Below are 14,174 nucleotides of genomic sequence, written 5' to 3' on the forward strand. Positions count from 1 at the left end.
CCCTCCGCACGCCCGCACCCGCAGGTCCCCGCAAGGAAGGCAGCACGCATCCATGAGCACCACCACCCCCACGCCCACGCAGCACCGGCGCAACGGCGGTGACCTGGTCGTCGAGTCGCTGGCGGCACTCGGCGCCGACACCGTCTTCGGGCTGCCGGGGCAGCATGCGCTCGGGGTGTTCGACGCGCTGCGCCGCTCCGCGCTCCGCTACGTGGGGCTGCGGGTGGAGAACAACGCGGGCTTCGCCGCCGATGCGTACGCCAGGACCACGCACGGGGTCGCGCCCCTGCTGGTCTCCACCGGCCCCGGCGCGCTGATGACGCTGGCCGCGCTCCAGGAGGCGGCGGCCGGTTCCGCCGCCGTACTGGCCATCGGCAGTCAGGTGCCGCTGGCCGGGATCGGCGGCGGGCGCCATGGCTATCTCCATGAACTCACCGACCAGAGCGCCTCGTTCCGGGGCGTGGTCAAGTCCGTCCACACGGCGCGTACGGCCTCGCAGATCCCCTCGGCGGTGGCCGCCGCCTGGGAGTCGGCGCTGAGCACCCCGCACGGGCCGGTGTGGCTGGAGATCCCGCAGGATGTGCTGCTGGCGGAGGCCGATGTGCCGCCGGTGGCCGGACTGGAGGCCAGGCCGCGGGAGTTGCTGCCGCGGCCCGAGCTGATCGCGGCGGCGGCGGACCGGCTCACCGAGGCCCGTCGGCCGGTGATCCTGGCCGGCGGCGGAGTCGTACGGGCCGGGGCCGAGGCGGAGCTGCTGGCGCTGGCCGAGCAGCTGCGGGCACCGGTGGCCACCACCTTCGGCGGCAAGGGTGCCTTCCCGTGGGAGCACCCGCTCTCCCTTCGCTCCTGGATGGAGGACCGCTACACCACGGCCTTCCTGGAGGACGCGGACACCCTCCTGGTCGTCGGCTCGGGGCTGGGCGAACTCTCCTCGAACTACCACACGTTCCGGCCGCTCGGCCGCGTCGTACAGATCGAGGCGGACCTCGGCAAGCTGGAGTCGAACCATGCCGCGCTGGGCATCCACGCGGATGCGCGGGCGGCGCTGGCCGCGTTGGTCAAGGAGGTGGGGGAGCGGGAGGCCGGACCCGACGGGGACGAGGATGCGCCCGGCTCCACGGAGGCCGGGGCAGCCGGGCCCGGCGGCGACGCGCTCTCTCCCGAGGCCGCCGTATCCGATCTCCTGGCCCGCGTCCGCGACCGGATCGCCGGGCAGCATCTCGACCTGGAGCAGCAGGTCCTGGCCTCGGTGCGGGACGCGCTGCCCGACGGCGCGGTCAGCTGCTGGGACATGACGATCCTCGCCTACTGGGCCTGGTCCGCTTTCGACCCGCGGCATACCAACGCACTGCACTCGGCGCAGGGCGCCGGCGGGCTGGGCTACGGCTTCCCGGCGGCGCTGGGCGTGGCCGTCGCCGACCCGGCGCGGCCCGTGCTGGCGGTGTCCGGTGACGGCGGCGCCATGTACTCGATCGCCGAGCTGGCCACCGCCCGGCAGTACGACCTGCCGGTGACCTGGCTGATCGTGGACGACGGGGGCTACGGGATCCTGCGCGAGTACATGACCGACGCCTTCGGTGCGGCCACCGCCACCGAACTCACCCGGCCGGACTTCGTGGCTCTGGCCGAGTCCTTCGGCGTCCCCGCGCTCCGGACGACCCCGGAGCAGCTCCGTACGGACCTGGCGGCGGCGCTGGCGGCCCCCGGCCCTTCGGTCGTCGTACTCCCGGCGCATCTGCGGATGTTCGCGCCCACGCATCTGGATTCCTGACGGTGTCGGTGCCCGGCACGGACACCGGGCACGTCGAGGCGCCGGCCGGGATCCCAGCTGGGGAAACCGGCCGGGAACGTCCTACGCCCCGCCTCCGCTGACCCGCCCCTGCACCAGCCGCGACAACGCCGCGTGGACGTCCTCGACCGAGCGGTCCGGCTGGAAGGACTGCCAGTCCAGGGCGGCGACCAGGACCATGCCGAGCAGGGCGGAGGCGGTGAGGGGGATGTCGAGCTCGTCGGAGAGTTCGCCGGTGTGCACGGCATCCGTCAGGACGGACTCGACGACGGCCTGGGCCCGGCCGCGTACGGAGGTGAGGGTGGCGCGCCAGGTGCGGTTGGTGCGCCACAGTTCGGCGACGTAGAGCTGGATGAGGGCGGGGGAGCAGGCGATGAAGTCCAGGCCCGCGCGGATCATGGCGTCCAGGGCGTCGATCCGGGTGCCGCCGCGGTCGGCCGTGGCGTCGGCGGCCCGGCGCAGCGAGTCGGCGAGCAGGTCGATGCCGTCCCGCAGCAGCTCCTCGTAGAGGACGTTCTTGCTGGCGAAGTTGTAGTAGACGGTGCCCTTGGCGACACCGGCGCGGTCGGCGATCTCATCGACGGTGGTGGCGGAGAAGCCCTGTTCCGCGATGAGGGTCACGGCCGCGTCGAAGAGCCGGCGGCGCGTGGAGGCGCGCCGGGTGACGGGGGCGGCCCCCGGGGCGGCGCCGGTGACGGCACCGCCCACGGGGACCGAGGTGACACTCACAGGCTGAGCTCCGGATGCAGATCCTTCATCCGTACGACCTGCCGGCTGCGCGCCGCGAGGGCGGTGAGAGCCAGCGCGCCGACGGTGAAGACCGCGAGCACCACACAGCCCTGCTGCACGATGGCGAGGTCACCGCCGGTGATCAGCCGGCGCAGGCCGTCGACCACGTAACTCATCGGCAGGAACGGGTGGATGGCGGCGAAGAACCCGGGGCTGGTCTGCACCGGGTAGGTGCCGCCCGCCGAGGTCAGCTGGAGCATCAGGACGACCAGGGTCAGCACCCGGCCGGCCGGTCCGAAGAACGCGCCCAGCAGCTGGATGATGGCGGTGAAGCAGGCCGTGGCCAGCAGCAGGAAGCCCACGGTGCCTGCCGAGCGGGCCATCTCCAGGCCGAGGCCCCAGTGGAGGACGGCCATCAGTGCCAGCACCTGCACGACGCCGATGGCGTAGGCGGGCAGCCATGAGCCGAGGGCGATCCGCCAGCCGGGGGCGCCCGCGGCCAGGGCGCGCTTGCCCAGCGGCTGGAGCAGCATGAAGGCGACCATCGCGCCGACCCAGAGGGAGAGCGGGATGAAGTACGGCGCCAGGCCGGTGCCGTAGTTGGGCGCCTTGTGCATCGACTTGGCGGCCAGCTCGACCGGGTCGGCCATCACCTCGGTGCGGGCGTCACGGTCCTTCTTGTTGTAGTCGGGGATCTTGGCGACACCGTCGTGCAGGCCGTCGGCCAGCTGGTTGGTGCCGTCCTTGAGCTTGAAGAGACCGCCGGTGAGCTTGACGGCGCCGTCCTTGGCGTCACCGACGCCGTTGTGGACCTTGCCGGCACCGTCGGCGACCTTGCCCGCGCCGTCGGCGAGGGTGCCGATGCCGTCGGCGAACAGCCCCGCGCCCTGGGAGACCTTCTGGGCACCGGCGTTGAGCGCGTTGATCTGGCGGATCGCGGTGTCCGCGCGCTTTCCGATGCCCGGTGCCTGCTCGGCGACCATCTCCGCGCCCTGGTGCACCTCGTGCAGCTTGCTGCGGATCGGTCCGAAGTCCGCCCCGGCGACGGAGTCGTTGACCTTCTCCGCCGCGTCGGCGGCCACCTTGCTGCCGTCCGCGAGCGCCTTCAGCTTGGTGCAGTCGGGGTCGGTGTCCAGCAGCGCGCCGCAGCGGTCCTGGTAGATCTCCGCGGCGTTGTCGGCGTTCTTGCGGGCCTGGGTGGCGGCCTTGGCGGAGTCGCTCGGCAGGGTGTCGAGGACGTCGTCGAGGGTTTCGGTGGCGTGCGCGACGAAAGCCGCGCCCGCACCGATCTCCTTGCCGTGTTCGCGCAGGTAGGGCAGGTCCTTCTTGGCCAGGCCGTTGACCTTCTCGGCGAGCTGCCGGGTGCCGTCGGCGACCCGGCCCGCGCCCTGGCTGAGCTCATGGGCCTTGGCGACGGCCGTCGAGGCGCCCTTGCTCAGGTCACCGGCGCCCTGACTGACCTTGCCGGCGCCGTCGTTGAGCTTGCCGAGGCCGTCCGCGAGGTCCCCGGAGCCCTTCTCGGCCGAGCCGACCCCCTTGTCGACCTTCCCCGCCCCGTCCGCCGCCTCGGCGGTCTTGTCGTGCAGATCGGAGAACGAGATGAAGATCTTGTCGAGCATGGCCCGCGCCGAGGTTGCCGAGGTCTTGGCCCGGACCTCGGAGAAGACCGTCTTGGAGATCGAGCCGACGACATAGTTGTTGGCGTCGTTCGTACGGACCTTGAGCGCGCCCGTCTGCGGGGTGTCCCCGGAGCTGGAGACGATCCGCTTGCTGAAGTCCTTCGGGACGGTCAGCGAGAGGTAGTACGTGCCGTTCTCGAGGCCCTTGGCGGCGTCCTCGGAGCTGACGTCCTCCCAGTGGAACTTCTTGCTGTCCTTGAGGTTCTCGGACAGGTCGTCGCCCGCAGTGATCTTCTTGCCGTCGGAGGCGGCGCCCTGGTCCTCGTTGACGAGCGCCACCGGGATCTTGTCCAGACGGCTGTAGGGGTCCCAGAAGGAGCACAGGTACAGGGCCCCGTAGAGCAGCGGGATCAGCATCAGGGCGACCAGGCCCAGGCGGGGAAGCTTTCCCCTGCCGAAACGCTTGAGCTCAAGCGCGGCCAGTCTCGGCGAACGCATGCGCTGCCTCCTCCTCGGTGGTGTCGTCCTGGAGCGGGGTGGGGGCGGCGGCTTCGGTGTCCGTCTGCCGGGTGCGGACGGTCAGCGCGTCCGCCGGAGCGTCACTGCCGGCCGCCACGACGGTGGTGCCCTCGCGCGTGAGGTCCCGCAGCAGCTGCCAGGCCTGGTCGCGCTCGGCCTCGGTCAGCTTGAGGTCCACATCGTCGACGGCCAGCAACTGCGGGCCGTGCATGACCCCGAGCGCGATGGAGAGCCGCAGCGCCTCGATCCGCTCCAGGTCGCGTACGGCCGTCCGCAGCCCCTTGGGCAGGGTGGCGGGGTCGAGCCGGACGGCCGCGAGGGCGGCGTCGATCCGGGCCCGGGTGGCCTCCTTGTTCCGCTTGCTCCAGGGGAGCGAGGCGCCGAGGCCCTGGAAGCGGTGGCCCAGCAGGGCCTGTTCCTTGAGGTGTTCGCCGACCGTGAGGGCCGGTTCGAGGTCGGCGACGCCCGGTACGTGGGCGATGGCGGTACGGGCGCGGACCGAGCCCATCCGCTTGGGCAGCGGGAATCCGGCGATCTCCGCCTCGCCCTCGGTGATCCGCATCCGGCCGGTGAGGGCCAGCAGCAGACAGGTGCGGCCGGAGCCCGACGGGCCCTGGACCGCGATCAGGGTGCCCGGTTCCGCGGCGATGTCGACGCCTCTGAAGGCCCACCCCCGCGGGCCCTCCACTCCGATTCCCCTGGCGTTGACCGCCGCCCCCTGGCGGGTGGTGTTCACCAACACCCCTCCCCTTTTGATCTGACTGGTCAGTCTAAAAGTGTGCCGTATGCGGGGCCTTCTTGGCCAATCGGGGTGGGGCGGCGAGCACTCCGGGCAAGTTCGTACGGATCGACCCGTGACCCGGACGGGGGAATCGTCCTAGGGTGCCGTGCAGGCGGGGGCCTGATGATGTTCAAGGTGATGCCCGTGTCGCGAGGTGCGGCACGGGCCGCGCACAGACGACGGAGAACCATGGAACATTCGGCACAGCACCCCGTGGACCCGCCCCCGCGGCAGCCCGCTGAGCAACGGACCGGGCCCGGGGCCCGCCGCTCCCGCAAGCTGGTCGCCCCGCTGCTCGCCACGGCCCTGGTCGCGGTCCTCGCGCCCGTCTCGGCCTCGGCCTCCGCACCGGTGCCCGCACCGGAACGGGCCGGCGGCGCGCAGGGCGGCCCCTGCCTGAAGGACGACGACCGCGACGGCTGGACCGCCACCGCCCACAAGATCGACCCCAAGGACAGCCACCACGCCTTCGTCGGCAACGGCTATCTCGGGCAGCGGGTGCCGCCCAACGGCACCGGCTACGCCGCACCCGGCGGCGAGACCGGCTGGCCGCTGAAGACGCCCGAATACGACGGCTCCTTCGTCTCCGGCCTGTACGCCAAGGGACCCAAGGACGTGAAGGGCCGGCAGGCCATCGCCGCCATCCCCACCTGGACCACCCTCGATGTCGCCACCGGCGGCGCCCACTCCGACACCTTCTCCTCCGCCACCGCACCCGGCCGGATCTCGCACTACCGCCAGCAGCTCTCCCTGCGCTGCGGATTCGTCCGTACCTCGCTGACCTGGACGGCCGCCGACGGCCGCGCCACCGACCTGGTCTACGACGTGCTCGCCGACCGCAACGACGCCCACACCGGCGCCGTACGCCTGCGGATGACGCCCCACTGGAGCGGCGCCGCCACGGTCACCGACGGCCTCGACGGCCGCGGTGCCCGCCGGATGACGCCGTCCGCCGGCGGCAAGGGCACCGGCCGCACCATGGACGTCGGGTTCCGCACGGACGGGACGAAGACCGAGGGCGCGGTGGCCTCCACCCTGCGCACCGGCCCCGGCGTCCAGGCGCAGCAGCCCCGGCGGGAGGCGCAGAAGGACAAGCTGAGCAACCGGCAGCGGGTGTCCTTCCCGGTCCGCAGCGGCCGCTCGTACGAGCTGACCAAGTACGTCGGCGTGGACACCGCGCTCACCTCCCGCTCCCCGCGCGACGCCGCCGACGCCGCCTCGCGGCGGGCCGCCGGCCGCGGCTGGGACGCCCTCTTCGCCCGGCACACCGCCGCCTGGCAGCGGCTGTGGCGCAGCGACATCGAGGTGAAGGGGCGGCGCGACCTTCAGTCCTGGGTGCGCTCGGCGCAGTACGGACTGCTGTCCTCCACTCGCGCCGGCAGCGACAACAGCATCGGCCCCACCGGCCTGACCAGCGACAACTACGCCGGTGAGGTCTTCTGGGACGCCGAGACCTGGATGTACCCGGGCCTGCTCGCAAGCCACCCCACGCTCGCCAAGTCGATCGTCGACTACCGCTACAAGACCCGGGCCGGGGCCCGCGCCAACGCCGAGAAGCTGGGCTACAGGGGGCTGTTCTACCCCTGGACCAGCGGCAGCAAGGGCGATCTGTGGAACGAGTGCCACAGCTGGGACCCGCCGCACTGCAAGACCCAGAACCACCTCATGGGCGACATCTCCCTCGCCACCTGGCAGTACTACCTCGCCACCAAGGACACCGCCTGGCTGAAGTCCCGCGGCTGGCCGGTCCTCAAGGGCATCGCCGAATTCTGGGCCTCCCGGGCCACCCGTAACGCCGACGGCAGCTACTCCGTCAAGAACGTCGCCGGACCGGACGAGTACAGCAACGGCGTCAACGACGGGGTGTTCACCAACGCCGGCGCCGCCACCGCGCTGCGGCACGCCACCCGCGTCGCCGCGATCCTCGGCGAGAAGGCACCGGCCTCCTGGAAGACCGTCGCCGACAAGCTGCGCATCCCCTACGACAGCAAGAACAAGGTCTTCCAGCAGTACGCCGGATACAAGGGCACGACCATCAAGCAGGCCGACACCGTGCTGCTGATGTACCCGCTGGAATGGCCGATGTCGCAGACGAAGGCGGCCCGCACGCTGGACTTCTACGCCGGGCACACCGACCCGGACGGCCCGGCCATGACGGACTCGGTGCACGCCGTCGACGCCGCCGGGATCGGCGAGGCCGGCTGCTCGGCTTACACCTATCTGATGCGGTCCATCAAGCCGTTCGTCCGCGGACCGTTCGACCAGTTCTCCGAGGCGCGCGGCGACAAGGCCGGCGCCGACGACCCGCACGCCGGCAAGCCCGCACAGGACTTCCTCACCGGCAAGGGCGGCTTCCTCCAGACCTTCACCCACGGGCTGACCGGGCTGCGGCTGCGCGAGGACCGGGTGCACCTCGCCCCGACGCTGCCGCCGCAGCTGTCCGACGGCGTCACCCTGCGCGGTCTGCACTGGCAGGGACGGACCTATGACGTCGCGATCGGGGCCCACCAGACCACCGTGCGGCTGACCGCCGGTGCGCCGATGCGGATCGAGTCGCCGGAGGGCGAGAAGGTCGTCAGCCGGGGAGTGCCGGCCGTCCTGAAGACCCGCCGCCCGGATCTGGCGGCGACCTCGAACGCGGCCCGGTGCATGTCCGCCACGGCCACCTCCGAGGAGCCCGGCCTGTACGCGTCCGCGGCGGTGGACGGCAACGGCACCACCGCCTGGGTGCCCGACTCCGCCAACGGCACCCTCACCGTCGACCTCGGCCGCACCACCCGCGTCGGGCAGATCACCCCGCACTGGAACGCGACCAGGCCCAAGTCCTACAACGTCCAGGTCTCCCGGGACGGGAAGCACTGGTCGGGGACCGGATACGCGGGCCGCACCCCGGCCCGGTACGTACGGGTCGTGGTGCACGGTGACCCGGCCCCGGCGGCGGGCGGGAAGCCCAAGCCGCACCCGGGGATCTCGGAGCTGACGGTGGAGCGCGCGAAGTAGCCCGCCGGCCGCCCACGGAGACGGCCCCGCCCCGGACCACCCGGGGCGGGGCCGTCTTCGTGTGCGGGTGCGGCCGCCGTCACGGAGAATTGTTGCAGCGGGATGAAATCCGCACCCCGCGGTGTTGGTGCCATGCGTTAAGTGTCGAGGCGCGGGAGGCACCGGGTGGCGGGGACGGATACGGAACGAGTGGGCTGGGCGCGGCGGCTGAGCCGCGACTGCTGGCAGTACAAGAGGGACGTGCTGCTCGCCCTCGGCTCCTCGCTCGTCGGCATGGGCGTGCTCGCCCTCGTCCCGCTCGTACCGAAACTGATCATCGACGATGTCATCGTCCAGCACGAGCGGCCCCTCGGCCCCTGGGCCGGCGTGCTGGTCGCGGCCGCGGTCGTGGTCTACGTCCTCACCTACGTCCGCCGCTTCTACGGCGGCCGGCTCGCCCTGGACGCGCAGCACGATCTGCGGACCCGGATGTTCGGCGCCATCTCCCGGCTCGACGGCCGGCGGCAGGACGAGCTGAGCACCGGCCAGGTCGTCGGCCGTGCCACCAGCGACCTCCAGCTGATCCAGGGCCTGCTGTTCATGCTCCCGATGATGATCGGGAACGTCCTGCTGTTCGTGATCTCGCTCATCGTGATGGCGGTGCTCTCGCCGCTGCTCACCGTCGTCGCGCTGGCCGTCGCCCCCGCCCTGTGGTTCATCGCCCAGCGCAGCCGCGCCCGTCTCTTCCCCGCCACCTGGTACGCCCAGGGGCAGGCGGCCGCCGTGGCCGGTGTCGTGGACGGTGCGGTCTCCGGCGTACGGGTCGTCAAGGGCTTCGGGCAGGAGGAGCAGGAGACCGGCAAGCTGCGCGAGGTCAGCCGCCGGCTGTTCGCCGGACGGCTGCGCACGGTCCGGCTCAACGCCCGCTACACCCCCGCTCTGCAAGCCGTACCGGCGCTCGGCCAGGTCGCGATGCTGGCCCTCGGCGGCTGGATGGCCACCCAGGGACAGGTCACCCTCGGCACCTTCGTCGCCTTCTCCACCTACCTCGCGCAACTGGTCGGACCGGTCCGGATGCTGGCGGCGATGCTGACCGTCGGCCAGCAGGCGCGGGCCGGTGTGGAGCGGGTCTACGAACTGATCGACACCGAGCCGTCGATCGAGGAGCGGCCGGACGCGCACGAGCTGCCCGCCGACGCCCCGGCCACGGTCGTCTTCGACCGGGTGACCTTCGGCTATGCGCCGCCGCACGACGGTCACGGCGAGGGACCCGCGGCGGACGCCCCGGCCGACGGCCGCCCCGTCCGCCGCGGCCGTCCCGTGCTCGACGACTTCTCGCTGCGCATCGAGGCCGGTGAGACGGTCGCCCTGGTCGGCACGTCCGGCAGCGGCAAATCCACCGTCTCGCTGCTGCTGCCCCGCTTCTACGACGTCTCGGCCGGCCGTGTCCTGGTCGGCGGCCACGATGTGCGCGAGCTGACCCTCCCGTCGCTGCGGGCCGCCATCGGCCTGGTCCCCGAGACCAGCTTCCTGTTCTCCGACTCCGTACGCGACAACATCGCCTACGGCCACCCCGGGGCCACCGACGAACAGGTGCGTGCCGCGGCCCGCGCCGCCCAGGCCGACGGCTTCATATCCGAGCTCTCCGACGGCTACGACACCAAGGTCGGCGAGCAGGGGCTGACCCTGTCCGGCGGCCAGCGGCAGCGCGTCGCACTGGCCCGCGCCATCCTCACCGACCCCCGGCTGCTGGTCCTGGACGACGCGACCTCGGCGGTCGACGCCCGGGTGGAGCACGAGATCCATGAGGCGCTGCGCGGTGTCACGGCGGGCCGGACGACCCTGCTCATCGCCCACCGCGCCTCCACCCTGGCGCTCGCCGACCGGGTCGCCGTCCTCGACGACGGACGGCTGGTCGACATCGGCACCCAGGAGGAGCTCGAAGAGCGCTGTCCGCTCTACCGCAGGCTGCTGACCGACCCGGAGGAGCTGGGCGGCGTGGAGCGGGACCCGGCCGGCGAGGCCGGGGTCCTCGACAGCGAGTTCGCCGCCGGGGAGCCGACGGCGGACGCCGACGGGGCGGCGGGCGAGGCCGACGGGGCGGCAGGCCTGCCAGGGGCGGACGGCACCATCACCCCCGAACTGTGGGTCCGCCGCGAACAGGAGGCCGAGGAGGGCGGGGCCGGGATGGCGGCCCGTGCGGCCGTCGCCGCCGGGCCCGGTACCGGCGCCGCGATGGCCGGACTGCCCGCCACCCCCGAGCTGCTCGCCCAGGTCGCCGCCCTGCCGCCCGCCACGGACCTCCCGGACGTCGACGAGGCCCAGGCCGTGCGCCCCGAGCGTTCCTACGGCCTGCGCCGGCTGCTGCACGGCTTCGGCGGACCGCTGGCCTTCGCGCTGGCGCTGGTCGCCATGGACGCGGTGGCCGGGCTGCTGCTGCCGGTCCTGATCCGGCAGGGCATCGACGAGGGCGTCCGTCGCGGTGTGCTGGCCGGTGTCTGGACGGCCGCCGGGCTCGCCCTGCTGGTGGTCCTGGCACAGTGGGCCGCGCAGATCGGCGGCTACCGCATGACCGGACGCATCGGCGAGCGGGTCCTCTACTCCCTCCGGCTCAAGATCTTCGCCCAGCTCCAGCGCCTCGGCCTCGACTACTACGAGCGCGAGCTGACCGGCAAGATCATGACCAGGATGACCACCGACGTGGACGCGCTGTCGACGTTCCTCCAGACCGGCCTGGTCACCGCCCTGGTCTCGATGATGACCTTCTTCGGCATACTCGTCGCGCTGCTGGCCATCGACGTCCAGCTGGCCCTGGTCGTCTTCGCCACCCTCCCGCCGCTGATCATCGGCACGTACTTCTTCCGCAAGCAGAGCGTGAAGGCGTACGAGCTGGCCCGCGAGCGGATCAGCGTCGTCAACGGTGACCTCCAGGAGAGCGTGGCCGGACTGCGGATCGTCCAGGCGTTCCGGCGCGAGGGGAGCGGCGCGGAGCGGTTCGCCGCCCGCAGCGACGCCTACCGAAGGGCCCGGGTCCGCGGCCAGTTCCTGATCTCCGTCTACTTCCCGTTCGTCCAGCTGCTGTCGTCCGTGGCGGCCGCCCTGGTGCTGATCGTCGGCGCCGAACGGGTCGGCTCGCACACCCTCACCGCCGGCGCGCTGGTCGCCTACCTGCTCTACATCGACCTGTTCTTCGCCCCCGTCCAGCAGCTCTCCCAGGTCTTCGACGGCTACCAGCAGGCGTCCGTCTCGCTCGGCCGGATCCAGGAGCTGCTGCGCGAGCCGACCACCACTCCGGCCGCCGAGCGGCCCCGCGAGGTGCCCGCGCTGCGGGGCGACATCACCTTCGACGGGGTGCACTTCCACTACGGCGAGGGCGACGAGCCGGCGCTGGCCGGCGTCGATCTGACCATCCCGGCCGGCCAGACCGTGGCCTTCGTCGGGGAGACCGGCGCCGGCAAGTCCACCCTGGTCAAGCTGGTCGCGCGGTTCTACGACCCGTCAGCGGGCGCCGTCCGTATCGACGGCACCGATCTGCGCGAGCTGGACCTGACCGGCTACCGCCGCCGCCTCGGTGTCGTCCCCCAGGAGTCCTACCTGTTCGCGGGCACGGTCCGTGACGCCATCGCCTACGGCCGCCCGGATGCCACGGATGCCGAGGTGGAAGCCGCCGCGCGGGCCGTCGGGGCCCATGCGATGATCGCCACTCTCGACGGCGGCTACCTCCACGAGATCGCCGAGCGCGGCCGCAATCTCTCGGCCGGGCAGCGCCAGCTGCTGGCGCTGGCCCGCGCCGAACTCGTCGACCCGGACGTGCTCCTGCTCGACGAGGCCACCGCCGCCCTGGACCTGGCCACCGAAGCGGTCGTCAACCAGGCCACCGACCGTCTCGTCGGACGCCCTGTCCCGTCGCCCGGCCACCACCCCTCGCCGAGGCCCGGCGCGCGCACGATCCTGATCGTCGCCCACCGGCTGACGACCGCGGCCCGCGCGGACCGCGTGGTGGTGCTCGACCGCGGCCGGATAGCCGAGGACGGCAGCCATGACCAACTCCTGGCCCGCGACGGCCGCTACGCGGAGCTGTGGCGCAGCTTCACGGGCGAGGAGGAGGAGCTCGTGGCCTGAGGAAGGGGGCCGGAATCCGGGCCCTGGCGCCGTTCGGCTGATCCACCGAACGGTGCCAGGGGCTGGTGGCACCCCCGTCGCGCCGATAGGTTCAGCCCGACCTTTGCTATCCCAAGGGGAGGGTGCATGCGCAAGGCCACCAGATGGCTGCTGTCGCTCGCGGTGCTCATAGGCACGGCGGGAGCCGGCAGCGCGTCGGCAGGGGCGGCCACCGCCGCCGAGCCGACGACCGAGGACATCAAGGACCGGATCCTGGCGATCCCGGGCATGAGCCTCATCGAAGAGAAGCCGGTGGACGGCTACCGCTACTTCGTCCTGAACTACACGCAGCCGATTGACCACCGGCACCCCGCGAAGGGGACCTTCCAGCAGCGGCTGACCGTGCTGCACAAATCGGTGGACCGGCCGACGGTGTTCTTCACCTCCGGCTACAACGTCAACACCACGCCGTCGCGCAGTGAGCCCACCAAGATCATCGACGGCAACCAGGTCTCGCTGGAGTACCGCTACTTCACCCCGTCGCGGCCCACGCCCACCGACTGGAAGAAGCTGGACATCCGGCAGGCCGCCAATGACCAGCACCGCCTCTTCCAGGTGCTGCACCGCATCTACGGCCAGAACTGGATCGACACCGGCGGCAGCAAGGGCGGTATGACGGCCACGTACTACCGCCGCTTCTTCCCGCACGACATGGACGGCACCGTCGCCTATGTCGCGCCCAACGACGTACGCAACGACGAGGACTCGGCGTACGACCGGTTCTTCAAGACCGTCGGGACCGCGCAGTGCCGCACGGACCTCGCCGCCATCGAGCGCGAGGCCCTGGTGCGCCGCAAGGAGATGGTCGGCCGCTTCCAGGCCTGGGCCGACAAGGAGAAGCAGACCTTCAAGACCGTCGGCAGCGCCGACCGGGCCTATGAAGTCATGGTCACGGACCTGGTGTTCGGCTTCTGGCAGTACCAGCCGGCCGAGACCGCCTGCGCCGAGGTGCCCAAGCCGACCGTCTCCACGGACGAGCTGTGGACGTGGATGGACAAGGTCGGCGGCTTCGACAGCTACACCGACCAGGGCATGGAGCCGTACACGCCGTACTACTACCAGGCGGGCACCCAGCTCGGTGAGCCCGGCTACCGCTACCCGCAGCTGGCCGGCCTGCTGAAGTACCCCGGGATCAACAACTCCCGTTCGTTCGTGCCGAAGGACATCCCGATGCGCTTCGACAAGCGCGCGATGCCCGACATCGATCACTGGGTGCGTCACCACGCGGACCGGATGATGTTCGTCAACGGCCAGTACGACCCGTGGAGTTCGGAGCACTTCGAGGTCGGCAAGGGCGCCCGGGACTCCTATGTCTTCACCGTGCCCGGCGGCAACCACGGCTCGAACATCGCGAAGCTGAAGGAGGCCGACCGCACCAAGGCCACCGCCGAGCTTCTCGACTGGGCCGGTGTCCGCGCCCCGGACGGCCGGGCCACACCGCTGGCGCCGCACAACAACCAGCTGGACAAGCAGGAGATCCGGCGGATGCCGATGCTGCGGCCGTGAGGCGGTCGCCGTTGAAGTGGTGAGGCCGTGACGCGGTCGCCGTGAGCCCGCAGGGCCGGCGGCGCGGAGGCCTGAGCGAGTGACGGATGCG

The 14,174-nt window shown here is 72.0% G+C and carries 7 protein-coding genes; 4 read left to right on the forward strand and 3 right to left on the reverse strand.

What is annotated here, in order from left to right; all coding sequences use genetic code 11:
• Window positions 1-52: 52 nt before the first annotated feature.
• Window positions 53-1,771 carry a thiamine pyrophosphate-binding protein gene (locus IF67_RS0125760; protein ID WP_030989506.1) on the forward strand — a complete coding sequence of 573 codons (1,719 nt, stop codon included), beginning with the start codon at window positions 53-55 and terminating at the stop codon, window positions 1,769-1,771.
• Window positions 1,772-1,852: 81 nt separating this feature from the next.
• Here the strand turns inward: IF67_RS0125760 and IF67_RS0125765 are convergent, their stop codons facing one another.
• From IF67_RS0125765 to IF67_RS0125775, 3 genes are read right to left on the reverse strand one after another with little or no spacing between them, the layout of a single operon-like run.
• Window positions 1,853-2,518, reverse strand: a complete 666-nt coding sequence (locus IF67_RS0125765) for a TetR/AcrR family transcriptional regulator (RefSeq protein WP_030989507.1) — start codon at window positions 2,516-2,518, stop codon at window positions 1,853-1,855.
• Entirely contained in the window at window positions 2,515-4,635 is a 2,121-nt protein-coding gene (locus IF67_RS0125770; RefSeq protein WP_030989509.1) for a YhgE/Pip family protein, read from the reverse strand. Before IF67_RS0125770 ends, IF67_RS0125765 begins: the two co-directional genes overlap by 4 nt.
• Entirely contained in the window at window positions 4,607-5,392 is a 786-nt protein-coding gene (locus IF67_RS0125775; protein WP_030989511.1) for an ATP-binding cassette domain-containing protein, read from the reverse strand. The genes IF67_RS0125770 and IF67_RS0125775 overlap by 29 nt, the downstream gene beginning before the upstream one ends.
• Before the next feature lie 234 nt (window positions 5,393-5,626).
• On the opposite strand from IF67_RS0125775, the gene IF67_RS0125780 reads away from it, so the two are divergent.
• The 3 genes from IF67_RS0125780 to IF67_RS0125790 all read left to right on the forward strand — a co-directional run bounded on the left by IF67_RS0125780 (window position 5,627) and on the right by IF67_RS0125790 (window position 14,083).
• On the forward strand, window positions 5,627-8,437 hold the full coding sequence (locus IF67_RS0125780; RefSeq protein WP_030989514.1) for a discoidin domain-containing protein: 2,811 nt from the start codon (window positions 5,627-5,629) through the stop codon (window positions 8,435-8,437).
• A 165-nt stretch (window positions 8,438-8,602) separates the two neighbouring features.
• Window positions 8,603-12,538 (forward strand): ABC transporter ATP-binding protein, encoded by a 3,936-nt coding sequence (locus IF67_RS0125785; protein WP_030989516.1) that lies wholly within the window; start codon window positions 8,603-8,605, stop codon window positions 12,536-12,538.
• A gap of 126 nt (window positions 12,539-12,664) precedes the next feature.
• Window positions 12,665-14,083, forward strand: a complete 1,419-nt coding sequence (locus IF67_RS0125790; RefSeq protein ID WP_030989518.1) for a S28 family serine protease — start codon at window positions 12,665-12,667, stop codon at window positions 14,081-14,083.
• The last annotated feature ends 91 nt before the right edge of the window (window positions 14,084-14,174 follow it).

This window comes from Streptomyces sp. NRRL S-1813, from assembly GCF_000719605.1.
Lineage (GTDB): Bacteria > Actinomycetota > Actinomycetes > Streptomycetales > Streptomycetaceae > Streptomyces > Streptomyces decoyicus.

What these genes read in the sequence shown, in the direction of transcription:
- IF67_RS0125760 (WP_030989506.1), top strand. Translation starts at nt 53, where the DNA reads ATGAGCACCACCACCCCCACGCCCACGCAGCACCGGCGCAACGGCGGT.
- IF67_RS0125770 (WP_030989509.1), bottom strand. Translation starts at nt 4,635, where the DNA reads ATGCGTTCGCCGAGACTGGCCGCGCTTGAGCTCAAGCGTTTCGGCAGG.
- IF67_RS0125780 (WP_030989514.1), top strand. Translation starts at nt 5,627, where the DNA reads ATGGAACATTCGGCACAGCACCCCGTGGACCCGCCCCCGCGGCAGCCC.
- IF67_RS0125790 (WP_030989518.1), top strand. Translation starts at nt 12,665, where the DNA reads ATGCGCAAGGCCACCAGATGGCTGCTGTCGCTCGCGGTGCTCATAGGC.